Genomic DNA, 21,751 nt, shown 5'->3' on the forward strand with positions numbered 1-21,751 from the left:
CTTAACTAACATGTAAATTTGCAAATTTATCAAGTAATTGCTCTTGTGTCTCAATATGCTGTGGGTCAGTAATAATGCAATTTATTGGACAAACTGCAACACAGGTTGCCTTTTCATAAAAGCCCACGCATTCGGTACACAAATCGGGATTGATTTCGTATATCTCTGCGCCAAACGTGATCGCTTCGTTAGGACACTCGGGATCACACATATCGCAGTTGATACACGTTTCTTCGATTAATAATGCCATATTATTTACTGTGCGGCTGACGGGTATCATTACCCTGAGTTAAGTTACGCATTAATAAACCATGGTTTAAATCTATCTCTTTAGGGATCGGCATAAATAACGTGTGACCAGAGCCTGGTGCAACATCTACTAGTTCGCCTTTACGGTTTTGCAATGCTTCAAGCTTAAAGTTGATATTACCCTGCGGTGTCATTAATTCTAACTTATCACCCACTAAGAATTTGTTTTTAACGTTCACTTCAGCCAAACCATTATTATCACGACCGATTATCTCACCAACAAATTGTTGAGTCTCACTCATAGAATAACCAAAATCGTAATTTTGATATTTATCATGTGTGTGTCGGCTTAAAAAACCTTCAGTGTATCCACGGTGTGCTAAATTTTCTAAGGATGACATTAATGAAGGGTCAAAAGGTTTACCGGCAATCGCATCATCCATGGCTTTACGATAAATTTGTGCGGTACGTGCGCAGTAATAAAAACTTTTGGTACGGCCTTCAATTTTTAAAGAGTGTACGCCCATCTTTAATAAGCGCTCAACATGTTGAATCGCACGCAAATCTTTAGAGTTCATAATGTAAGTACCATGCTCATCTTCATAAGCAGGCATATATTCACCAGGGCGGCCTTGATCCTGTAGAAGGAACATTTGATCCGTAGGTTGACCTTCTCCTAAAGTGGGTTCAACAGCTTGAATCGCGACTACATCGCCGGTTTCATTTTGTGTTGCTTCATGGGCATCGTATTTCCAGCGACAAGAGTTAGTACAAGTTCCTTGGTTCGGATCTCGTTTATTGATGTAGCCTGATAATAGGCAGCGGCCTGAATAGGCCATACATAACGCGCCATGTACAAATACTTCTATTTCTATCTCTGGACAGTGAAAACGGATATCTTCAATTTCATCCAGTGAAAGCTCACGAGATAGGATCACACGTTCAATTCCTTGTTTATACCAGAATTTAACCGTCGCCCAATTTACTGCGTTAGCCTGCACACTTAAATGGATTGGCATATCAGGGAATACTTCACGTACCATCATGATTAAACCTGGATCAGACATGATCAATGCATCTGGTTTTAAATCAACCACAGGTTTCATATCGCGAATAAAGGTTTTTAATTTAGAGTTATGTGGTTGTATGTTACATACAACGTATAATTTTTTACCTTGAGCATGTGCTTCGTTAATACCAATTTGTAATTTTTCAAGATTAAATTCATTATTACGAACACGTAAAGAGTAACGGGGTTGACCGGCGTAAACTGCATCTGCACCATATGCAAAAGCGTAACGCATGTTTTTTAAAGAGCCTGCTGGCGATAATAGTTCAGGTTTCATCGGTCCCTCTAGGTTAAAAATCAAACAAAATAACTTATAAATAATGTGGAGATTCTACTTGTTTTTACAAAAAAGGGGTAGAAGAAGTGGATAAACATTAACTATTCATAATAAATATCATTAAATTAGCTGGAATAAGCGGCTAGAGCGATAATTCGTTTCACATTTAATAAACGCATCATTATACTACTGAATAATTTTCTTAATGATAATCAGAGATTTACTCTGGCTATCTTTCAACATCGTTTTTAAATATTAGGTTTTACATGGAAAACACAGAAAAGTTTACAAATAACAAACAAATCATTGCCTTCTTAACAGAACAGTTTCCAGCTTGTTTTATTGCTGCATCTGAGTCTGCAAAACCATTAAAAATTGGTGTATTTCAAGAATTAGCGGCTCGTTTAGAAGATGAACCTCGTGTAAGCAAAACACAATTACGTGGTGCATTACGTCAATACACAATGAGCTGGCGCTACCTACACTGCGTTAAAGCAGGTGCTAAGCGTGTTGATTTAGACGGTGTTGAAGGTGATGAAGTATCACAAGAACATGCTGATCATGCTCAACAGTCACTAAAAGAAAGTAAAGAAAAAGCATTCGCAAATAAAAAGAAAAACGATGCGGCTAAAACGCCAAATCGTGCAACTAAAAAAGTGGCTATTCCAAACCGTAAAAAAGAAGCACCAAAAAAAGCCGCTAAAAAACCTGAGATTGATTTAAGCCAATACAAAGAAGCTAATCACAATGAACTAAAAGTGTCTCAGCCAGTCAAAGTCTTGCTAGGTAAGTCTCCCGTCTCTGCTACAGTAGTAGAAATCTTAAAAGAAGAAGTTCAAGTGCAACTAGATTCAGGAATGGTTGTGAAAGTGAAAGCTAAGCATTTAATCGTATAAAAGGTCTTTTTAATGAAAAAACTCTTTCGTCATGTATTAATTTTATCCCAGTTATGTTTTGTTGGGGTCACCTTTGCCGCCTCTGATAGTACAACACTAGACGAGATTCCACAGCTTCATCAAGAATCTCAACATGCAAAAGTGGCGAAAAGAGTGAGTGACTTATTCAGTCGCTCTCATTACAAATATATTCCTCTTAATGATGAATTATCAAAAAAAGTCTTTGATCGTTACATTGAGCAATTAGATTTTAATAAACAAATCTTTATGCAAAGTGATATCGATGAGATGAAAGCTTACCAATATAGCTTCGATGATAATTTGAAGTTTGGTCAGTTAGATTCTATCTACGCAATTTACCAGTTAAATCTAACTCGTCGATTCGAACGTTTTACCTACGCACTTTCTTTATTGGATAAAGAGATCACTTTTGATACAGAGCAATCTTATCAATATGATCGTACTGATGCAGATTGGCCAAAAGATAAAAATGAATTAGATGCGTTATGGCAAGCTCGTGTTAAGTCTGATGCATTAACATTAAAACTATCTGGTAAAGAGTGGCCTGAAATTAAAACGTTATTAACTAAACGTTATAACTACTCATTAAAATACCTAACGCAAACTGAAAGCGAAGATGTATTCCAAACTTTCATGAATGCATATGCTTACACTATTGAGCCACACACAAGTTACTTATCACCACGTAATGCAGAACGTTTCAAAATGGAAATGAACCTGTCATTAGAAGGGATTGGCGCAGTGCTTCAGCTTGAAGATGATTACACTATCGTGCGTAGTCTTGTACCAGGCGGTCCGGCTGAAAAATCTAAACTATTAGCAAAAGACGATAAAATTATTGGTGTTGGCCAAGAAGGTGAGAAAATCGTAGATGTTGTTGGCTGGCGTTTAGATGACATAGTAGAGTTGATCAAAGGACCAAAAGGCACCACGGTTCAACTACAAATATTATCGGGCAAAACAGGTGACGTAAATAAAGTTATCAAGATTGTTCGTGAAGAGATTCACCTTGAAGATAGAGAAGCTAAATCTTCTGTTGAAGTGATTGACGGTAAAAATATCGGTGTGATCACTATTCCAAGTTTTTACATCAACTTAAGTAAAGATGTTGAACGTGAATTAGCATCGTTAGCTAAGAAAGATGTTAAAGGCATCGTGATTGACCTTCGTAATAACGGTGGTGGTGCGTTAAGTGAAGCAACTTTATTAACAGGTCTATTTATTAAAACCGGGCCTGTTGTACAAGTGAGAGATAGTCGTCAAGAGATTTCCGTACAATTTGATGATGATGAAGATGTCTCCTACGACGGACCACTTACTATTTTAATTAATCGTAATAGTGCCTCAGCTTCTGAGATCTTTGCTGCGGCGTTACAAGATTACGGTCGCGCAATTATTATTGGTGAGCAAAGCTACGGGAAAGGGACGGTGCAGCAACATCGTCGTATCGCTCGCTACTATGATACTGACCAAGATGCAGTTGGTTCAGTACAATACACTATCGCGAAATTCTACCGAATCAACGGTGGCAGCACACAAAACAAAGGTGTAGTGCCTGATATTGCATTCCCAACAGCTATCGATCCTAAAGATACAGGTGAAAGTTTAGCGAAAAATGCTTTACCTTGGGACAATATTAAATCGGCTAAATACAGTAAAGTAGGTGATCTACAAAAAGCGATAGATACATTAGAACAAGAACATCAACAACGTATTAAAAAAGAAGTAGAGTTCACTTATTTAGCTGAAGATATTAAAGAGTATCAACTTGAAAAAGATGATAAGAGTGTTTCTTTAATGGAAAAAGAGCGTGTTGCTGAACGTGAAAAGAATAAAGCTAAAAATCTTATTCGCACTAATGAGCGCCTAAAACGTGCAGGTCTTAAAACGGTTAAATCATTAGATGATGTACCCGATGACTTTGAACCTTTGGACGCATTTTTGATTGAAGCAGGACATATCACTTTGGATTATGCCAACATGTAATGTCGGTTTAAAAATAATTTTAAAAGCCGACTGTTTAGTCGGCTTTTTTATGTCTGTAGGAATGACTCATGTATAAGCCTTGGCTTAATAAATACCCCTGGCGTCAGTGCTGAAATTAATGAAAGTACGTTAATCAACTTAGTTGATATGGTGGAAGATATATTTGATCGCCACCCTAACCATACTGCCTTCATTAATATGGGGCATGAATTAACTTTTTCTGATTTAGAGGAAAAATCTCGCCATATAGCTAGCTATTTACAGCATGCAACTAGGTTAAAAAAAGGTGACCGTGTCGCTTTGATGATGCCTAACTTATTACAATATCCGATCACCTTACTCGGTATATTAAGGGCGGGGTTAATCGTTGTTACTGTAAATCCTTTATACACACCTTTTGAACTAAAGCATCAGTTAAATGACTCCGGTGCAAAGGCTATTTTTATTGCTGAGAACTTTGCTCATACCCTACAAAGTATTATTCAAGAAACGAATATTGAACACGTCGTACTGACCAAAATTGGTGATGGATTGCCATTATTGAAACGAAAAGTCGTTAACTTTACGGTGGCTCATATTAAACGCATGGTGCCTAAGTTTACACTAAGTAACACTTGCGATTACCATGCTGCATTAAAAATAGGGGCTAACTATCAATATACCCGTCCAATGATCAGTATTAATGATATCGCTTTTATTCAATATACAGGTGGAACGACAGGTATTTCAAAAGGCGCGAGTATGAGCCACTGCAATATAGCTGCGGTGCTTGCTCAAGCTGAGGAGACCTTTGGGCTGGGATTAACGCAAGGTAAAGAGATGATGGTTACTGCATTACCATTATTTCATGCCTTTGCATTGAGTGTTAATTGTTTATTTTTCCTTAAAAGAGGTGATACAAACTTACTGATTGAAAATCCACGTGATGTTGGCGCTTTTGTTAAGTACTTAAGTAATAATAAATTTACTTTCATTACCGGTGTTAATACCTTGTATAGGGCATTACTTAATCATCCTAAAATAGGCAAGGTAGACTTTTCGTCTCTTAAATTTACGGTGGCCGGAGGCATGGCTACACAACAGAAGGTAGCAGCGGATTGGAAGCGTATTACAGGTAATACGGTTATTGAAGGTTATGGGTTAACTGAAACAGCAGCTATCGTGAGTGTTAATGCGTATAACTCTCCTAAACATACTGGTGCAGTAGGTCTACCTATGCCAAGTACGGATATACGTTTGATAGACCAGTATGGTGAGGCTGTTGAACAACAGAACTGCGCAGGTGAAGTGCAAGTCAAAGGCCCGCAAGTCATGACTGAATATTGGAATAATGCTACCGAAACTGCCTCTGCTTTTGATCAAGGTTGGTTTAAAACGGGTGATATTGGATTGTTCGATAATGAGGGACTATTGCGTATCGTTGACCGTAAAAAGGACATGATTTTAGTGTCTGGTTTTAATGTCTATCCTAATGAGATTGAAGAAACTGTACTGAAATTAGAGGGGTTTTTGAAGCTGCAGTGGTTGGCGAAAAAGATAAGGATGGCAATGAAGTGGTTATATTATTTGTTGTGATCAATGATCTACAAATATCGGTTGATGCCATAAAATCCCATTGTCGTGATTATTTAACGGGTTATAAACAGCCTAAAACTATAAAAATAGTGGATAACTTACCTAAAAATAATGTAGGTAAAGTATTAAGGCGTCTATTAAAACAAAAGCCATAATACTCATGATAATAAATAAGCGAATAATTAATATCGATTATTGTATATAACAGGCTTATCTTTATTAGAAGAGGGCTATTGTTGGTAAAAGTCGATAGGCAAAACAACTAGTTCCGTACCTTCAGAATTAGCATCCACAAAGCTTAAGTTTTTATACCAATCACCCACATCAAAGCGATTACCTGATTGACCATTGACTTCAAGTTGATGGTTAAAGGCTTGATGTGTATGCCCATGAATTAATTGTTGAACACCATGGTATTCCATTAAACGAATTACTTCCTGTTCAGTCACACCCATCATATTATTATTTTTATATTGCTTTTTTGATTGACTTGCAGTGCGAATTTTCCAACCAATACGTTTACGTAAACTCAATGGTAAGCAGTTAAAAATAAACTGTAAGAAAGGGTTATGGATCACCTTACGCAGACGCTGATAATTCTTATCAAAAAGACATAAAGTATCACCGTGCATGATTAAGGTTTTGGTACCATACAAATCAATTTCAGTATGCTCTGGTAACAATGTCATTGATGCTTGTTTGGCATAACGCTTACCAAGCATAAAATCTCGATTACCGTGAATATAGTAAATTTTGCAATTATTCTTTTTAGCAAAGCTAGTGAGCTTTTGCGCAACTTCATCCATTAATGGTGTATGTTCATCGTCTCCAATCCAAACTTCAAACATATCCCCTAAAATATAGAGGGTTTCAGCATTGGTTGCTTCTTTATCAAGAAAACCAAATAGGGCGTCTGTAATGTGTCGATGATCTTCGCTTAAATGCAAGTCAGCAATGAATAAAGTGCGCATAATAATCTAAGCTACTGTAACTTTAGTGATAACAACATCTTCAAGTGGTACATCTTGGTGTACAAAGTGAGAATTACCTGTTGCTACCCCTTTGATTTTGTCTACCACGTCTTCACCAGCGACGACGTAAGCAAATACACAGTAACCCCAACCGTCAGTCGTTTCTGATTTAAAGTCTAGGAATTTATTATCGCCTACATTAATGAAGAATTGAGCTGATGCTGAATGCGGTTCCATAGTACGAGCCATTGCCACTGAGTACTTTACATTTGATAGACCGTTGTTTGCTTCATTTTTAATTGGCTTTTGGCTATCTTTTTCTTCCATGTTTGGTGCAAAACCACCACCTTGGATCATAAATCCGTCGATCACACGGTGAAAGATTGTGTTATCGTAAAAACCACTTTTTGCGTAATTTAGGAAGTTAGCCACTGTATTTGGTGCCTTTTCTTCATTCATTTCTAAAGTGATATCGCCGAAGTTTGTGTGTAAAGTAATCATTGTTAAATCCTATCTATAAAAAGAGCTACATCATACCTTAAACGTCTTTAAATTAAAAAGACAGGCAACTTGAGAAACCTAAAAACACTATTTAAATTAGCTGTTTTTTAGCTAATATTTTAATGACTTAGTGCTTAAGCTAATTTATTGACAACAGAAATTCATTAATTGCTTCAATCAACTCAGAGAAAGCGTGAATTTGTCCTTTTGGCAGGTTAGAATAACCTTTTTTACAGTAATCGCATTGGATGGAAAATGTTAAAAATCTATAACACCCTAACTCGAACCAAAGAAGAATTTAAACCCCTTGTTGCTGGCAAAGTGGGTATGTATGTATGTGGTGTTACAATTTACGATTATTGTCATATTGGTCATGGTCGTACTTTTGTTGCCTTTGACACTGTCGCACGTTACCTTCGCTTTAGTGGTTATGATTTAAGCTTTATACGTAATATTACCGATGTTGATGATAAAATTATAAAACGTGCAACTGAAAACGGCGAAACTTGTGAGCAGTTAACAGCACGCTTTACCGATGCAATGCATGCGGATTTTGATGCATTAAATATGATTCGCCCTGATATCGAACCACGTGTTACGGACCACATGCCAGACGTGATTGAAATGGTTGAAAAGCTCATTGTAAAAGGGCATGCCTATGTAGCAGATTCGGGGGATGTCTTATTTTCAGTGTCCTCATTTCCAGAGTATGGACAGTTGAGCGGACAGAACTTAGAGATGCTGCAAGCAGGCTCTCGTGTTGAAGTGGAAGATAGTAAACATGATCCGTTGGACTTTGTTCTGTGGAAAATGGCAAAAGAAGGAGAGCCTTCATGGGCATCTCCATGGGGCGAAGGACGTCCAGGATGGCATATTGAATGTTCCGCAATGAATCGAAAACATTTAGGTGAAGTCTTTGACATTCATGGAGGTGGCTCAGATCTAAGCTTCCCTCATCATGAGAATGAAATAGCGCAATCTTGTTGTGCTCACCATGGTCAATACGTTAATACTTGGATGCATTCAGGTATGGTACAAGTTGATAAAGTGAAAATGTCTAAGTCCTTAAATAACTTCTTTACTATTAAAGATGTATTAGAGGTATACGACAGTGAGACAGTACGTTATTTCTTGATTTCAGGTCATTACCGCAGTCAATTGAATTATTCTGAAGATAATTTAAAACAAGCAAGATCAAGTTTAGAGCGTTTATATACTGCAATTCGTGATATTGAATTAGTTGATTTGAATGAATTTGAGCAACAAACGAATGATAGCAAATACTATCAAGCATTCGTTAAAGCGATGGATGATGACTTTAATACACCTGAAGCGCTAGCGGTATTATTCGATTTAACGAAAGAAGTAAATCGCACCAAAAACAACGATATACAACAGGCTGCTTTTTTAGCAAGTTTGTTAGTTAATTTCGCTAATGTATTAGGTTTATTAGCACAAACACCTGAGCAATTCTTGCAAGGAAATACAGGTGAAAGTGATGAAACTGCTGAAATTGAAGCACTTATTTTACAGCGTAATACAGCACGAACAAATAAAGACTGGTCAAGTGCTGATGATGCACGTGATAAATTAGCCGCGTTAAATGTTGTGTTAGAAGATGGTGCAAACGGTACAACTTGGCGTAAAGTGTAGTTAAGTAACCAAGTAAGTAGTTATCAGTTAGTTAATAAAGGAGAACTTAGGTTCTCCTTTTTTGTGCTCGATTATTTATTAACAGACGGACGATGGTGAATTCATAGGTAGAGATATTACTTAGATATCGATTGAGGGCGTTTCTTTTTAAAGTCTGTTAAGGCTATCTCTAACGCGGCTATGGTGGTTTCCAATTCAACATCGGTGTCTTCCAACAGTTGGATAAGATCCACTGCTAATTTAATCTCGATAGGGGCGTCAGCCAAAGGGGGAGTAGTTTGGGTAACTTCTTTAGTCATTATCTAAGGCATCCATTTTAAATTCTAAGGATTGAGTAAACTCATTACATTTTTGGTAACGTTCTTTTAACACACCAACACGACTTCTATGAATCTCTTTATGTGCTAGCGATGCGGCTTCGTATAAAGTATTTTCTTCATCAATCATGGTCAAGAGTCTTTTTTCATACTGGTATTGACGTTGTAACTGTTGGTACACTTTTTCCTGTTGTGTTGAATAGCGTTTATATAACCCTTCTGCTTTACCTGCGTCCAATTGATTAACAATATTAAGTAAGGCCGAAAATTGATTAACAAACTGCTCACACTCATAATTGATGATAGTGTCACCCATATTATGACTGATCACATAGCGTAAATGGGCAAGGGTGTTATTTAATTGTTCACTATAACCGCTTAAGGTTAAACTACTTTGTTGGAATAGGTGTACTTCAAAGCGAAACGATTTATTTTCCGTCAGTGTTATTTTACTATCCCATACTTGGCAGCGTAAATGTAAAGCTTTGACTTGTTCCTCAAGCGCGGCTAAATGTTTTAAATCGACGGACTGAACCATGCATTATATCCTAGGTTGACTGCCATGATTAAGACAATAATTATAAATAATGGACGAATAAATTTAGCACCAAAGTAGATAGCTGAATGTGCACCAATAAAGGCACCAAGCATCAAACATGCGCCCATGGTTAAGCCGATAAACCAATTAACCTGACCAAAGTAGATAAAGGTCAGTAATGAGACAAAGTTACTGGTGAAGTTCATCGCCTTTGCTATGCCGCTAGAAAGTAGAATGTTTAAACGGTATAGGTGCATATTTGAGATCACCCAAAAAGCGCCGGTTCCTGGCCCAGAAACTCCGTCATAAAAACCTAAAATAAAACCTTGAATACGCTGAGTTAACCTGTGCTTGGTGGTTTTCTCAGGTAATGTTGCGTTATCAATCTCTTTGACGCGGCTTAACAAAGTATAAATTGCGGCGATTAAAATCACCACAGGTAAAAACTTATTAAGAAAGTTAGTAGAGATGTAATTAACCACAATAGTGCCACTCAATGCTCCGATTAAGGTACTGTAAAAACAGTGCTTCCAAAAGCCAGGATCAAATAGCTTTTTACGAAAATAGGTGAAAGCAGCGGTACCGGAAGCAAAGCTGGCAGACAGTTTATTAGTGCCTAAGGTGAGGTGAGGGGGCAGACCAACACTCAATAGCGTTGGCACGGTTAACATGCCACCACCGCCGACAACGGCGTCGATAAATCCAGCCAGTAATCCAACAAAGGCGAGTAACATCCAACTGTGTGGGTCTAAAACAAACTCTGTCATCTATTTCTCTATCTTTAAAGCAAAGGGAGGAAGGGAATCGATCAGACTTTTACCATAACGCTTAGTGATCACACGTTTATCTAATAAAGTAATTTTACCTGTATCAGTTTCTTTTCGAATTAAACGACCACAGGATTGAATCAATTTTTTACTCGCCTCTGGAATAGTAATTTGCATAAATGGGTTACCACCTTTAGAGGTTATCCATTCTGCATGAGCTTCTTCTACTGGAGAGTCAGGTACAGCAAAAGGGAGTTTAGTAATAATAAGGTTAGTGAGGTAATGCCCGGTAGATCTAAACCTTCAGCTAAACTACCTGTACCAAATAAAATACTGGTTAAACCTTGATCGCAATTCTGTTTATGCATTGCAATCATCTTAGTTCGTGACGTTTCACCTTGTATCAATAAAGATTTAGGAAATTTGCGACGTAGTTTATCGGCCACTAAATTCATCTGCCAATAGGAGGCAAACAACACTAAGTTACCCTCTTTTTGTTCAATACGCTGAGTAATATTCTCAATTAACTCATTATCAAAACCTGATTCCGTTGGATCTTTTGCCATCGCTGCAACATGTAATTCAATATTCGGATAATCAAAGGGGATTTTAAACGTAAATACTGCGTGCCATCATTTTGGGTTAAACCTGCTTGGCGCATAAAATAATCAAAACTATTCAAGGAGGTTAGTGTTGCTGAACACAAGATCACCCCTGCAGCCTGCGACCACAACATATATTCCAATAAACCACCGACTTCTAAAGGATTTGCACACAAAGTATAAGCGTCATTTTCATTGTTTATCCAAGCCGCTATTGGTGCTTGGTGTGAGCTGCGCTCTTTTAATAGCATTTTCCACAGGTCAGAAAGTGCCTCTAAGCGCTGTATATAAAAGCCTGTCTCTACTAATAACGGCTCTGCATCACTGAGTTTAATATTGTCATCCTTTAACTCTTCAGAGGTGATGTTAGATAGTTTATTAACAGCGCTTAAACATTTTTTAGTCTCTTCTTTTAAACTAATGAGAGAGTTAACAATGCCTTGTGGGACCTCCCCCATGCTAAAGCGGTATTGATTGGATTTATTGTAATTGGGTGGATTATTTCTAAAGTAGAGCTCAATATCATTTAAATCTTTGACCATCTCATTGGCACTTTCCAGCATGTTAATACCTGGTGTGATGGTCGTTTGGCGATGCACCACACGATTTACATGAGTACTAACTTGTTTAATCTTTTTAAGCCACTCTTGACTGGTTTTTATATTCACATTGGCGCTAGAGAAGTCACGAGCAATTTTTGGCAAGTGATGTGCTTCATCTAATACATAAAAGGAGGCATCTGGCTCAGGTAATATGACACCGCCACCTAACTCTAAATCAGCTAATAGCAAGGCATGATTGACCACAATCACATCTGCTTTATTGATATTGTCTCGGGCACGATGAAAAGGACATTGACGGTGATTCGACAAGGCTTTTTTACAACTATGTTTATCGGAGACAATCTGCTGCCAAACACGGCGTGGAATAGGTTTAGGCCAACTATCTTGATCGCCATCCCATTTACCATCTAAATAAGCATTTTTAAGCCGATCTAATAACTCGCGATCACCCACTTGTGGTTTTTCAGTGAATAATTGTGTTTGTTCTGGATTATCAGTCTGTTGGTTAAGTAATTTATGCTCACAACAATAACGCTGCCGACCTTTGGCAAGCGTAAAAGTAAATTTATAGTCGCTATGACGGAGAAAGAAGGGCAGATCTTTAGTGATTAATTGCTCTTGTAGTGTCACTGTTGCCGTTGAGATAATCAGTTTTTTATTAGCGCGCAATGCCACTGGTAACCCCGCCAAAATATAAGCGAGAGACTTACCAATGCCTGTACCTGCTTCAGCCACCAAAATACGACGAGATTTATCATAATTGCCTGCTAATACTTTTGCTATTTCTGCCACTAAATAGTTTTGTGCTTTACGCGCTTTAAATTGCGGCAAAGCTTGGGTGATGAGTTCGTAATTATTACGAATTTCTTTTTTTAGTGAGTCTGAAAGCATAGCTATTATTATTGTATCTCATGTTGTGGTTCAGAAAGTGGAGTGGGATTAAACGCAAAAAACCTTTACTTGGCAGTGTACCAAAATAAAGGTTTACTATCTGCGACAATATCGCTATATGATATGACGATATTGTTTGATATTGAAGGAGTTGTAACGGTTAATTAGTTACTTAAAACAACTTAAAAGCTAGCTATTTAGGCTGTTCTAAAAACAATACCGCTGCTTCAACACGGGATTTAATTTCAAGCTTTTTCAACAAGCTTTTAACGTGCACTTTTACAGTACCTTCAGAGATATTAAGGTTATCTGAAATCTCTTTATTACTTAAGCCTTTTGAAATTTCACCCATAATTTGATTTTCACGACGCGTTAATGTCGAGATCTTCTCTCTGATGTTATTTTCTTGGTCTAAGCAATCTAAGTATTCCGTTAACTCTTCGCTTACTACTAATTTACCCTGTTGGATACGGTGTAAATTTTCTAATAAAATCTCTGGGTCAGTATCTTTTAAAAGATAACCATCTGCACCTTGGTTAATTAATGAAATAACATCCTGTTTAGCATCGGATACCGTTAAAATAACGATTTTGCTGCTAATGCCGTCATTGCGAAGTGCTTTTAGAGTTTCTAAGCCAGACACGGCTTTCATGTTTAAATCTAGCAGTACCATATCTGGGTGTTGCTTTTTAACCATGCTCACAGCTTCAATGCCGTTGGTTGCTTCATCTATTACCACAAAATTGGGGTCAATACTGAGTAGTTGTGTAACGCCTTTACGCATTAGCGGGTGGTCATCAACAACAATAACGGTAGATACATTGTTCATTTGCGATTCCTTTATCGAGTCATAGTTAAAATACAATAATCGAAAACAATATAATGTAAATTAAAAATAGTTAAAAAATGAAATATAAGTGATTTTTGTGAAAATTAGATTTCAAATATGAGTTTAATTTCAGTGCCTAGCGGTAAATTTTTAATCTCAAGCTTAGCATTTAGCTCAGCTGCACGCTGATTCATAATTTCAATGCCGTAGTGATTATCTTTGCCAGGCTTTTCTTTAATGCCAATGCCATCATCGATAATACTTATGATAACTTTTTGATCTATAATGACACAGTTTACAATAATATTGCTACAGTTTGCATGTTTCATTGCATTAACCATAGCTTCACGAATAATTTGCAATAGATGTATATGCTGATTTGCATGAGTTTGAAAGTTTGATTCAAAGTCACCTAATTGAATTTTAGCCGTGGTTTGTTTCTGTAGTTGCGAAATCATCACTAATACTGCTTCTTTAAAGTCAGATTCACTGATGTTTAACCTAAAGGTTGAGAGCAGTGAGCGCAGTTGTACATAGGCATCACCGACGGCTTCTTTAATATTACTGACAGATTCTTTAACGTCATTTTTTTCACTATCAGCATCAATTTGTCTATTTAACACTGCACATTGAATTTTCAAAAATGATAATGCTTGTGCAATAGAGTCATGTAATTCACGAGCAATCACACCACGCTCGTCCATTAGCAATAATTTCTGCTCTTGTAAGCTATACTCTTCTTGATATAAAGCACGTGCGAGCAAGCTGCTAAAGCTCACTATGATAGAGGTGTTCTCAGACATAGGTGTGGCTTGAATATAATTTAAATATCCAAAAGGTTCCCCGTTAATCATGATCGGGATACGTTTATTACTTCTACTATCTCTTGTCGCACAGCCATAATCACTGTCTATTTCCACGCCATTAACCAACTCTAAACATAACTTACTTAAATTAGTTTGTTTCGCGAGGGCATTTAAGGCTTCGATAATGATTGGGTGAGTTAACTTCACTGTACTTAGGGTTTGTGAAATCGTAAATAAGAATTGGATACTTTCATTGGCTGTTTCTAATTCGGTTTTTTTATCGAATACTTTCTTTTGCATGGCAGTAATTAATGATTCCAACTCTTCTGACATGCTTTTTAAACCTGTTGATAAAAAACCAACTTCGTTATTACTCTCAATAAAATCCACATTAAAGTGGTGATTAGAGATAGAGTAAACGTTTTCTTCGAGCTTATTAAGTGGTCTAACTATACAGTGTCGGCAGTAAAACAGCAGAAATAGTGCACTCAGCGCAACAAAGGTAAACATTATAATCTGTGAAACAAAGATAACTGAAGACTCTTTATCAATTAATGTGCGATATTGGTTAATGGTATATTCAATACTACTGACCAGTTGCTTGAGTTTTAAGGTCAGTGCTTGGTCGGATAATTGATCGAGTTGTTGTTGAATCGCTATTAACTCAAACCTTAATTCTATATTCGCCTCATGTATTTGATTAACATCAAAAAATTTATTTTGTAATAGTTGATTAGCCACTAATGGAGAATATTCGGTAGCGGTAAGTTGAATCTGTTGTCGATCAAGTTGATTGGGATTAATAAAACTATCAGCTTCATGTCGCAGTGCTGTTAAACTTTTGATAGCATCATGATTACTACTTTGGCTTTGCGTCGTTGTCATAAAAATGAAAACGTGCGTACCTGAAAGTATTAAAATCAGTAAAGCGATTGTCGAAATCACTTTTGTTATAGAAAGTGAGTGTAATAGTAGATTAATCTTCATAGATAGTTAAGAATAAAAGGTTACCAGTTGATTGAAAGACCCGAGTAGGGAATGGATGTCATTTATATATAATTTAGCTCCGAGCTTTTATCACTAAGTTTAACATGTTTTTTGTGAAATATGTGATACTAGCCGCTTAACTAAGTGTTTGGTTAAGAAGGGTAAACTTAGAAATGGGTTTGCCTCCCGTGTTTGGAAAGGAACTGACCATGCAATTAGTCGATAAATATTATCGAAAGTTTGAATACTTGCGCCTATCGATTACCGATGAGTGTAACTTCAAATGTAATTATTGTTTACCCGATGGTTACCAACGGACCCATCAAAAACAATTTTTATCACAAAGTGAAATACAAAACCTAATCAATGCTTTTGCAGAATTAGGTACCAGTAAAGTAAGGATAACAGGCGGTGAGCCCAGCTTGCGCAGAGATTTCTCTGGTATTATTGAGCAAATCGCCGAGACACCTGGTATTAAAAAGTGGTGACAACCACTAATGGTTTTAATCTGAGTAAACATGCCGTGGATTGGTATCAAGCTGGATTAAGTGCCATTAATGTCAGTGTTGATAGCTTAGATGCCAATACCTTCAATATTATTACTGGTAAGAACATCTTCCATAAAGTGATGGAAGGGGTCGACGCGTGCGTAAACGCCGGATTTGATCAAGTCAAAGTCAATAGTGTGTTGATGAAAGGCTTGAATGATAATGACCTTAATACCTTCCTTAATTGGATCAAAACCCAACCAATACAACTGCGTTTTATTGAGTTAATGCAAACCGATGATAATAATGATTTTTTTAATCGTTATCACCAGTCTGGTGAGACCATTAAACAAACCTTATTAGCGCAGCAATGGCAACAGAAACCCCGTGTGATTAATGATGGCCCAGCTGAAGTGTTTTCTCACCCTGATTATACAGGTGAGATAGGGTTAATTATGCCCTACAGTAAAGACTTCTGTGATAATTGTAATCGTCTACGTGTTTCTGCGGTGGGACGTTTACATCTTTGTCTATTTGGTGAAGACGGTGTTGATTTAAGACACCTATTACAAGATAGTAAAGATAAAGCAGAACTTAAAAGCACCATCTTAGCCGCTTTAAAAGAGAAAAAATCTTCACATTTTCTGGATTTAGGGTTAACCGGTGGGACACCTCATTTAGCCTCAATTGGCGGTTAAATAGCTGTATGTTTGCAGTCCAAAGAAAACGTCACACTTTCCCTTGGGCTAGTTGGTTGCTATTCACTGATGGTGAGTAGTCGCGAATATTGAGAAAGTCATGAGCGAGAAGTTAAAAATAGCTGGTATTGTATTAGCCGGTGGCGAGTCATCAAGGATGGGACAGGATAAAGCGATGCTTTCTCTTGATCAACATACACTCTTGGTACATGCCTTTACGCTATTAAAACAGGCTGGAATAGGACAATGTTTTGTGAGCGGCGATTACCCTAATTTCCCCTGTATTGTAGATCAATATGCAGGGTTAGGGCCATTGGCAGGTATCGCTGCTTGTGTGGAGCAATTATCGGCTGATTATGATGCCTTGTTTATTATTCCCGTAGATATGCCACTGCTAGCGGAGCAAGATTGTACTGAGCTAATTGATCGTTACTTGGCTCAACCCCAAGCTGCTGGTCTATATTATAAAGAGGCTATTTTTCCGCTTATTTTGACCTTAAATAGGGCGCTAAAAACCTATTTGACCAACATAATGCAAACTCCACATAAAAAATACCGTTCTTTATATCGCTTGTTTGAAACCCTTGGTATTGAAGGGGTATCTGCAAATGAGACTGATAAAGTGCGCTTTGAAAACACCAATACACCAGAACAATGGCAAGATTGTTTAACCACTTATTCAAGGTTAAGCCAGGCTAAGCCCACAGAATAGAACAATAGATATTATTTTAATTACGTAGACCATTAAGTAGAACATTACATAGACTATTAAGTAGACGACAAGGAACATCATGAGCCATCTATCAACTAACGCATTTACTGCCGCTAATATTGCTGTTTTAACCGTATCAGATACACGTGACGAATCGACAGATACTTCAGGTGGATATTTAGTGGAATCATTACAAGCAGCCGAGCACCAACTGGCCGATAAACAAATCGTCATTGATGACCCTTATAAAATTCGTGCTGTGGTTTCTCAATGGATTGCAGACCCAACAATAGAAGTTATTTTAACGACAGGTGGAACTGGCTTTACTGCCCGTGATACTACGCCAGAAGCAGTGTCGGTGTTATTCGACAAACAGGTTGAAGGTTTCGGTGAAGTATTCCGTGCTGTTTCTTATCAAGAGATTGGATCATCAACGATTCAAAGTCGTGCTCTGGCTGGTTTTGCTAATAATACGGTCATTTTCTGTATGCCTGGTTCAACGGGGGCTTGTAAAACAGCTTGGACAAATATTATTGCAGAGCAGATCAATTCTCAGCATAAACCTTGTAACTTTATGCCACATGTAGGAGCGAAATAATGTCTAGCGGTTTTACCCATATTAACCAAGACGGTAAAGCGAATATGGTGGATGTGACAGATAAAGAAGGTACAGTCCGTCAAGCCATTGCTGAAGCTTATATCGAGATGTCAGAAGAAACGCTATCTTTGATTATTAATGGCCAACACCATAAAGGTGACGTATTCGCTACTGCCCGAATTGCGGGCATTATGGCGGCGAAAAAACGTCAGATTTGATCCCGTTATGTCACCCGTTAGCCTTAACTAAAGTAGAAGTAAATATTAGCGCTGAGCCAGAATCAAATCGAGTGAGAATTGAAAGTTTATGTAAACTATCAGGTAAAACGGGTGTTGAGATGGAAGCGTTAACCGCGGCATCGGTTGCAGCCTTAACTATTTACGACATGTGTAAAGCCATTCAAAAAGATATGGTTATCTCTGCGGTGAAGTTACTTGAAAAAACCGGCGGTAAATCCGGCATTTCTCTTCACAACAACATGGTCAATAGGAGGAGGTAAAATGATTACGGTTTTATTCTTTGCCAAACTCAGTGAGCAATTAGGTAAAAGAAGCTTACAGGTTGAAGCATCACAAGCTGCAGATACCGACCAACTTTTTCAATACTTGACGCAATACAAAGCAGAATGGTCTTCGATTTTAAACTCACAACCTTGTTTAAAAGCGGTCAATCAAGCCATGGTTAACACTAATGTCACTTTAAAATCGGGTGATGAAGTGGCGTACTTTCCACCGGTAACGGGTGGTTAAATGATTAGTGTACAACAGCAAGATTTCAATCAACAGGTTGAATATGAACGTTTACGTTGTCAGTCTTCAATTGGTGCGATCGTTACGTTTACTGGTTTAGTGAGAGACATTAACGATGGCCAAGCGGTGAGTGATTTATCTCTTGAACACTATCCTGGCATGACTGAGAAGTGCTTAGTCGACATTGTAGAAAAAGCGAAAGCACGTTGGCATATTATTGCTAGTACAGTGATCCATCGTGTCGGACAGTTAAGCGTTACAGACCAAATTGTATTTGTTGGGATAGCCAGCCAACATCGTGGCGATGCCTTTGCTGCCTGTGAATTTATTATGGATTATTTAAAAACGGAAGCACCATTTTGGAAAAAAGAGACCATGGAAAACGGTCAGACAAAATGGGTTGATGCTAGGGAAAGCGATCAAAAAACATTGTCTAAATGGGCTGAATAATTGGGCTTTGTTTGTAATTAATTTTTTTCTATTCATACTCGTCCTAGAGATTGGGTATAAATTAAGGTTTTTCCATTATGCTTAGGTTGTTAGTTTCTGTTATTTTTGTTGGTTTAAGTTGTTTTAGTGTTGCTAGTCAAGCGACGATCAATGTTGCTGTTGCCAGTAACTTCAAAGTATCAGCACAGGATATCGCTGATCAGTTTAGTAATGAATACGACATTGACGTCAATATATCTAGTGCATCAACAGGGACCTTGTACCAACAAATATTACATGGTGCACCCTTTGATCTTTTTTTATCTGCGGATCAAGAGCATGTTGATCTTTTGCAACAGGCTAACAAAGTCGGTGACAATCAACCTTTTGTGTATGCACAAGGGCGATTAGGTTTTTGGATGCCTTCCGCTGAGACAAATCCGAGTATCGAAGATTTTATGGCTTATACAGGTCGTTTAGCGATTGCTAACCCTAAGTTTGCACCCTACGGAGTGGCTGCGCAGCAAGCGTTAACTTCCGTAGGTAAATGGGAAGATCTACAATACATTCAAGGCAGTAATATTAGCCAAACTTACCAGTTTGTTGAGTCTAATAATGTCAAAGCAGGCTTGGTGGCTTATGCGGCGTTAGTGCAAAAAAAACAACAACATTATCTTTTGGTCCCTGCTAAATGGCATCAACCAATTATTCAGGCAGGTGTGGTATTAGGCACAGCACAAGCAGAGCAAGCAAACTTGTTTCGTGACTATTTACTGTCGAAGCCGATTCAACAGTTAATTCATTCACAGGGTTATAACTAGTGTTCAGTGAGGGTGATCTACAAGCTATTTGGCTAACCTTAAAACTAGCGAGTGTTACAACTATATTGTTAATGTTGTTTGCACCACCGCTAGCCTGGTGGTTAGCAAGAAGCCAAGCTAAGATCCGTCCTTTAGTCGAATCCTTAGTCGCATTGCCTTTAATTTTACCGCCAACTGTATTAGGTTTTTATCTATTAATAGCCTTTTCTCCCAATCATTTTTTAGGGCGTTGGTGGTTAAGCTTCAATGAGCACTCATTAGCTTTCTCATTTTCCGGGCTAGTGATTGCCTCTGTCGTTTACTCTTTGCCTTTTGTGGTGCAACCTTTGCAGAGTGCCTTTGTACATTTAGATAAACGTTATTTAGAGGTAAGTGCCACTTTAGGTTATGGAAAGTATGAACGGTTATACAAAATAATCTTTCCCATGCTATTACCCAGTTTTATTATTGCTGGAGCATTAGGCTTTGCACATACCATTGGTGAATTTGGTGTGGTCCTCATGATTGGTGGGAATATTCCAGTGCCAAACACAGGTGTTATCAATTCAATTGTTCGACCATGTTGAGTCCCTACAGTACAGTGAAGCACATCAATTATCTTTTATGTTGCTAGCCTTTTCTGTTTCATTGTTGGTGTTGATCTATGGCTTTTTACAAAAACGCCAACAGAGGATATTAAATGCTTAAGTTTGATATTCAAAAGTCATTTACCCACAAGCAAACAGGGCAAAACCGCGAGCTGCATTTTAAGGCGCAGGTTAACTTGTCTGGTGTTTGCGCTATCTTCGGTGATTCGGGGGCAGGAAAAACTACCTTATTACGTTGTTTAGTTGGCTTAGAGCCTTGTACTGGTGCCATTCAATTTTCTAACAAAACTTGGCTATCTACTGACTCAAAACAGTTATTGCCAACGGAAAAACGCCGTATTGGTGTGGTATTTCAAGAACCAAGATTATTTCCGCATCTAAATGTGCAACAAAACCTTCAGTTGGCGGTGAATAAAGCGGGTCATGCTGGTTTTTCCATTGAGCAATTAGCTGATAAATTAGGTTTTAGTGAATTACTCTCGCATCAAACAACACAATTATCGGGTGGACAAAAACAGCGGGTGGCCATTGCCCGTGCTTTATTAACGGACCCTCAGTTATTAGTCATGGATGAGCCTCTTTCATCATTAGATCAAGGTAGTAAGCAGTTGTTATTACCCTTTATTAAAGCGATCAGCCAACAGATCCCTATTTTGTATATTACCCATTCTGAACAAGAGCTGTTTTATTTAAGTCGTCATATGTTGTTGGTTAACGATGGCAAAATAGAAGCCAGTGGCGAACCACAACAACTGTTTTTAAACAGTGATTTATCATTGATTAAATTTGCACATCAAGGTTTGATTTTGAATGTGTTAGTAAAAGGTTATGATCAGAGTGAAGGGTTAATCAAGGGGTGTTTAGAGCTACAAACGCTTTATGTTTCCGCAGAATCACAACCCGATAGCGAGCAGATCCAAGTCAAAATAAACAGTCGAGATGTGATTGTTGCATTACAACCTATTGTCGGAAGCTCCTTACTTAACTGTTTATCGGTAACGGTGGAAGAGGTACACATGGATGCGCAAAAAGCGGTGATTTTGACGTTACAGCTAGGTGAGCAATATATGTATGCATACATCACGTTACGCTCTTTTAACAAATTACAGTTAGCAGTAGGCAGTCACGTGTATGCTCATGTTAAAACCATGAGCATTGTTAATTAATATCC

The 21,751-nt window shown here is 37.9% G+C and carries 18 protein-coding genes, 5 pseudogenes and 1 riboswitch; of the genes and pseudogenes, 13 read left to right on the forward strand and 10 right to left on the reverse strand.

What is annotated here, in order from left to right; all coding sequences use genetic code 11:
* Nucleotide 1: 1 nt before the first annotated feature.
* Both ACLKL2_RS00915 and yegQ read right to left on the reverse strand, forming a co-directional pair.
* Nucleotides 2-250 (reverse strand): YfhL family 4Fe-4S dicluster ferredoxin, encoded by a 249-nt coding sequence (locus ACLKL2_RS00915; RefSeq protein ID WP_113819374.1) that lies wholly within the window; start codon nucleotides 248-250, stop codon nucleotides 2-4.
* 1 nt (nucleotide 251) lies between these two features.
* Entirely contained in the window at nucleotides 252-1,595 is a 1,344-nt protein-coding gene (gene yegQ / locus ACLKL2_RS00920) for a tRNA 5-hydroxyuridine modification protein YegQ (RefSeq protein ID WP_413693022.1), read from the reverse strand.
* A gap of 266 nt (nucleotides 1,596-1,861) precedes the next feature.
* On the opposite strand from yegQ, the gene proQ reads away from it, so the two are divergent.
* From proQ to ACLKL2_RS00935, 3 genes and pseudogenes are all read left to right on the forward strand, one after another.
* The gene (proQ, locus tag ACLKL2_RS00925) at nucleotides 1,862-2,491 is read left to right on the forward strand and encodes an RNA chaperone ProQ (protein WP_413693023.1); all 630 of its coding nucleotides are present in this window, start codon (nucleotides 1,862-1,864) and stop codon (nucleotides 2,489-2,491) included.
* A 12-nt stretch (nucleotides 2,492-2,503) separates the two neighbouring features.
* Nucleotides 2,504-4,498: a carboxy terminal-processing peptidase gene (gene prc / locus ACLKL2_RS00930; RefSeq protein WP_413693024.1), complete on the forward strand. Its 1,995-nt coding sequence runs from the start codon at nucleotides 2,504-2,506 to the stop codon at nucleotides 4,496-4,498.
* A gap of 68 nt (nucleotides 4,499-4,566) precedes the next feature.
* Nucleotides 4,567-6,228, forward strand: a pseudogene (locus ACLKL2_RS00935) (AMP-binding protein).
* Nucleotides 6,229-6,303: 75 nt separating this feature from the next.
* On the opposite strand, the gene ACLKL2_RS00940 reads toward ACLKL2_RS00935, so the two are convergent.
* Nucleotides 6,304-7,044: a UDP-2,3-diacylglucosamine diphosphatase gene (locus ACLKL2_RS00940; protein WP_413693025.1), complete on the reverse strand. Its 741-nt coding sequence runs from the start codon at nucleotides 7,042-7,044 to the stop codon at nucleotides 6,304-6,306.
* 6 nt (nucleotides 7,045-7,050) lie between these two features.
* Nucleotides 7,051-7,545 (reverse strand): peptidylprolyl isomerase, encoded by a 495-nt coding sequence (locus ACLKL2_RS00945; protein ID WP_413693026.1) that lies wholly within the window; start codon nucleotides 7,543-7,545, stop codon nucleotides 7,051-7,053.
* 255 nt (nucleotides 7,546-7,800) lie between these two features.
* Between ACLKL2_RS00945 and cysS the strand changes: the two genes are divergently transcribed.
* Nucleotides 7,801-9,198, forward strand: coding sequence for a cysteine--tRNA ligase (gene cysS / locus ACLKL2_RS00950; RefSeq protein WP_413693027.1), 1,398 nt, complete (start codon nucleotides 7,801-7,803; stop codon nucleotides 9,196-9,198).
* Nucleotides 9,199-9,314: 116 nt separating this feature from the next.
* Here the strand turns inward: cysS and ACLKL2_RS00955 are convergent, their stop codons facing one another.
* The 6 genes and pseudogenes from ACLKL2_RS00955 to ACLKL2_RS00980 form a co-directional block, all read right to left on the reverse strand.
* Nucleotides 9,315-9,497 carry a DUF2496 domain-containing protein gene (locus ACLKL2_RS00955; RefSeq protein WP_413693028.1) on the reverse strand — a complete coding sequence of 61 codons (183 nt, stop codon included), beginning with the start codon at nucleotides 9,495-9,497 and terminating at the stop codon, nucleotides 9,315-9,317.
* Complete coding sequence (gene priC, locus ACLKL2_RS00960) at nucleotides 9,490-10,053, reverse strand: primosomal replication protein PriC (protein ID WP_413693029.1); 564 nt, start codon at nucleotides 10,051-10,053, stop codon at nucleotides 9,490-9,492. The genes ACLKL2_RS00955 and priC overlap by 8 nt, the downstream gene beginning before the upstream one ends.
* Nucleotides 10,032-10,820: a TSUP family transporter gene (locus tag ACLKL2_RS00965; protein ID WP_413693030.1), complete on the reverse strand. Its 789-nt coding sequence runs from the start codon at nucleotides 10,818-10,820 to the stop codon at nucleotides 10,032-10,034. Before ACLKL2_RS00965 ends, priC begins: the two co-directional genes overlap by 22 nt.
* Nucleotides 10,821-12,876 (reverse strand): annotated as a pseudogene (gene dinG / locus ACLKL2_RS00970) (ATP-dependent DNA helicase DinG).
* Nucleotides 12,877-13,069: 193 nt separating this feature from the next.
* Complete coding sequence (gene narL, locus ACLKL2_RS00975; protein WP_113819386.1) at nucleotides 13,070-13,705, reverse strand: two-component system response regulator NarL; 636 nt, start codon at nucleotides 13,703-13,705, stop codon at nucleotides 13,070-13,072.
* Between the two features lie 104 nt (nucleotides 13,706-13,809).
* On the reverse strand, nucleotides 13,810-15,396 hold the full coding sequence (locus ACLKL2_RS00980; RefSeq protein WP_413693031.1) for a histidine kinase: 1,587 nt from the start codon (nucleotides 15,394-15,396) through the stop codon (nucleotides 13,810-13,812).
* A gap of 167 nt (nucleotides 15,397-15,563) precedes the next feature.
* A riboswitch (molybdenum cofactor riboswitch) is annotated at nucleotides 15,564-15,717 on the forward strand.
* Here ACLKL2_RS00980 and moaA point away from each other — a divergent pair.
* The 9 genes and pseudogenes from moaA to modC all read left to right on the forward strand — a co-directional run bounded on the left by moaA (nucleotide 15,708) and on the right by modC (nucleotide 21,746).
* Nucleotides 15,708-16,684, forward strand: a pseudogene (moaA, locus tag ACLKL2_RS00985) (GTP 3',8-cyclase MoaA). It overlaps the preceding riboswitch by 10 nt.
* A gap of 100 nt (nucleotides 16,685-16,784) precedes the next feature.
* The gene (mobA, locus tag ACLKL2_RS00990) at nucleotides 16,785-17,396 is read left to right on the forward strand and encodes a molybdenum cofactor guanylyltransferase (RefSeq protein ID WP_413693032.1); all 612 of its coding nucleotides are present in this window, start codon (nucleotides 16,785-16,787) and stop codon (nucleotides 17,394-17,396) included.
* A gap of 79 nt (nucleotides 17,397-17,475) precedes the next feature.
* On the forward strand, nucleotides 17,476-17,994 hold the full coding sequence (gene moaB, locus ACLKL2_RS00995; RefSeq protein ID WP_413693033.1) for a molybdenum cofactor biosynthesis protein B: 519 nt from the start codon (nucleotides 17,476-17,478) through the stop codon (nucleotides 17,992-17,994).
* Nucleotides 17,994-18,493: pseudogene (moaC, locus tag ACLKL2_RS01000) on the forward strand (cyclic pyranopterin monophosphate synthase MoaC). Before moaB ends, moaC begins: the two are co-directional and overlap by 1 nt.
* A 1-nt stretch (nucleotide 18,494) precedes the next feature.
* Nucleotides 18,495-18,743 carry a MoaD/ThiS family protein gene (locus tag ACLKL2_RS01005; protein WP_413693034.1) on the forward strand — a complete coding sequence of 83 codons (249 nt, stop codon included), beginning with the start codon at nucleotides 18,495-18,497 and terminating at the stop codon, nucleotides 18,741-18,743.
* Nucleotides 18,744-19,193: a molybdopterin synthase catalytic subunit MoaE gene (gene moaE, locus ACLKL2_RS01010; protein WP_413693035.1), complete on the forward strand. Its 450-nt coding sequence runs from the start codon at nucleotides 18,744-18,746 to the stop codon at nucleotides 19,191-19,193.
* Between the two features lie 77 nt (nucleotides 19,194-19,270).
* A complete protein-coding gene (modA, locus tag ACLKL2_RS01015; protein ID WP_413693036.1) occupies nucleotides 19,271-19,993 on the forward strand; it encodes a molybdate ABC transporter substrate-binding protein in 723 nt (240 codons plus the stop codon).
* Nucleotides 19,993-20,680: pseudogene (gene modB / locus ACLKL2_RS01020) on the forward strand (molybdate ABC transporter permease subunit). The gene modA and the pseudogene modB overlap by 1 nt, the downstream one beginning before the upstream one ends.
* Nucleotides 20,673-21,746: a molybdenum ABC transporter ATP-binding protein gene (modC, locus tag ACLKL2_RS01025; RefSeq protein ID WP_413693037.1), complete on the forward strand. Its 1,074-nt coding sequence runs from the start codon at nucleotides 20,673-20,675 to the stop codon at nucleotides 21,744-21,746. Before modB ends, modC begins: the two are co-directional and overlap by 8 nt.
* Nucleotides 21,747-21,751 lie beyond the last annotated feature (5 nt).

This window comes from Psychromonas sp. KJ10-2 (genome assembly GCF_047323255.1).
Taxonomy (GTDB): Bacteria; Pseudomonadota; Gammaproteobacteria; order Enterobacterales; family Psychromonadaceae; genus Psychromonas.

What these genes read in the sequence shown, in the direction of transcription:
- ACLKL2_RS00915 (WP_113819374.1), bottom strand. Translation starts at nt 250, where the DNA reads ATGGCATTATTAATCGAAGAAACGTGTATCAACTGCGATATGTGTGAT.
- yegQ (WP_413693022.1), bottom strand. Translation starts at nt 1,595, where the DNA reads ATGAAACCTGAACTATTATCGCCAGCAGGCTCTTTAAAAAACATGCGT.
- proQ (WP_413693023.1), top strand. Translation starts at nt 1,862, where the DNA reads ATGGAAAACACAGAAAAGTTTACAAATAACAAACAAATCATTGCCTTC.
- prc (WP_413693024.1), top strand. Translation starts at nt 2,504, where the DNA reads ATGAAAAAACTCTTTCGTCATGTATTAATTTTATCCCAGTTATGTTTT.
- ACLKL2_RS00940 (WP_413693025.1), bottom strand. Translation starts at nt 7,044, where the DNA reads ATGCGCACTTTATTCATTGCTGACTTGCATTTAAGCGAAGATCATCGA.
- ACLKL2_RS00945 (WP_413693026.1), bottom strand. Translation starts at nt 7,545, where the DNA reads ATGATTACTTTACACACAAACTTCGGCGATATCACTTTAGAAATGAAT.
- cysS (WP_413693027.1), top strand. Translation starts at nt 7,801, where the DNA reads ATGTTAAAAATCTATAACACCCTAACTCGAACCAAAGAAGAATTTAAA.
- ACLKL2_RS00955 (WP_413693028.1), bottom strand. Translation starts at nt 9,497, where the DNA reads ATGACTAAAGAAGTTACCCAAACTACTCCCCCTTTGGCTGACGCCCCT.
- priC (WP_413693029.1), bottom strand. Translation starts at nt 10,053, where the DNA reads ATGGTTCAGTCCGTCGATTTAAAACATTTAGCCGCGCTTGAGGAACAA.
- ACLKL2_RS00965 (WP_413693030.1), bottom strand. Translation starts at nt 10,820, where the DNA reads ATGACAGAGTTTGTTTTAGACCCACACAGTTGGATGTTACTCGCCTTT.
- narL (WP_113819386.1), bottom strand. Translation starts at nt 13,705, where the DNA reads ATGAACAATGTATCTACCGTTATTGTTGTTGATGACCACCCGCTAATG.
- ACLKL2_RS00980 (WP_413693031.1), bottom strand. Translation starts at nt 15,396, where the DNA reads ATGACAACGACGCAAAGCCAAAGTAGTAATCATGATGCTATCAAAAGT.
- mobA (WP_413693032.1), top strand. Translation starts at nt 16,785, where the DNA reads ATGAGCGAGAAGTTAAAAATAGCTGGTATTGTATTAGCCGGTGGCGAG.
- moaB (WP_413693033.1), top strand. Translation starts at nt 17,476, where the DNA reads ATGAGCCATCTATCAACTAACGCATTTACTGCCGCTAATATTGCTGTT.
- ACLKL2_RS01005 (WP_413693034.1), top strand. Translation starts at nt 18,495, where the DNA reads ATGATTACGGTTTTATTCTTTGCCAAACTCAGTGAGCAATTAGGTAAA.
- moaE (WP_413693035.1), top strand. Translation starts at nt 18,744, where the DNA reads ATGATTAGTGTACAACAGCAAGATTTCAATCAACAGGTTGAATATGAA.
- modA (WP_413693036.1), top strand. Translation starts at nt 19,271, where the DNA reads ATGCTTAGGTTGTTAGTTTCTGTTATTTTTGTTGGTTTAAGTTGTTTT.
- modC (WP_413693037.1), top strand. Translation starts at nt 20,673, where the DNA reads ATGCTTAAGTTTGATATTCAAAAGTCATTTACCCACAAGCAAACAGGG.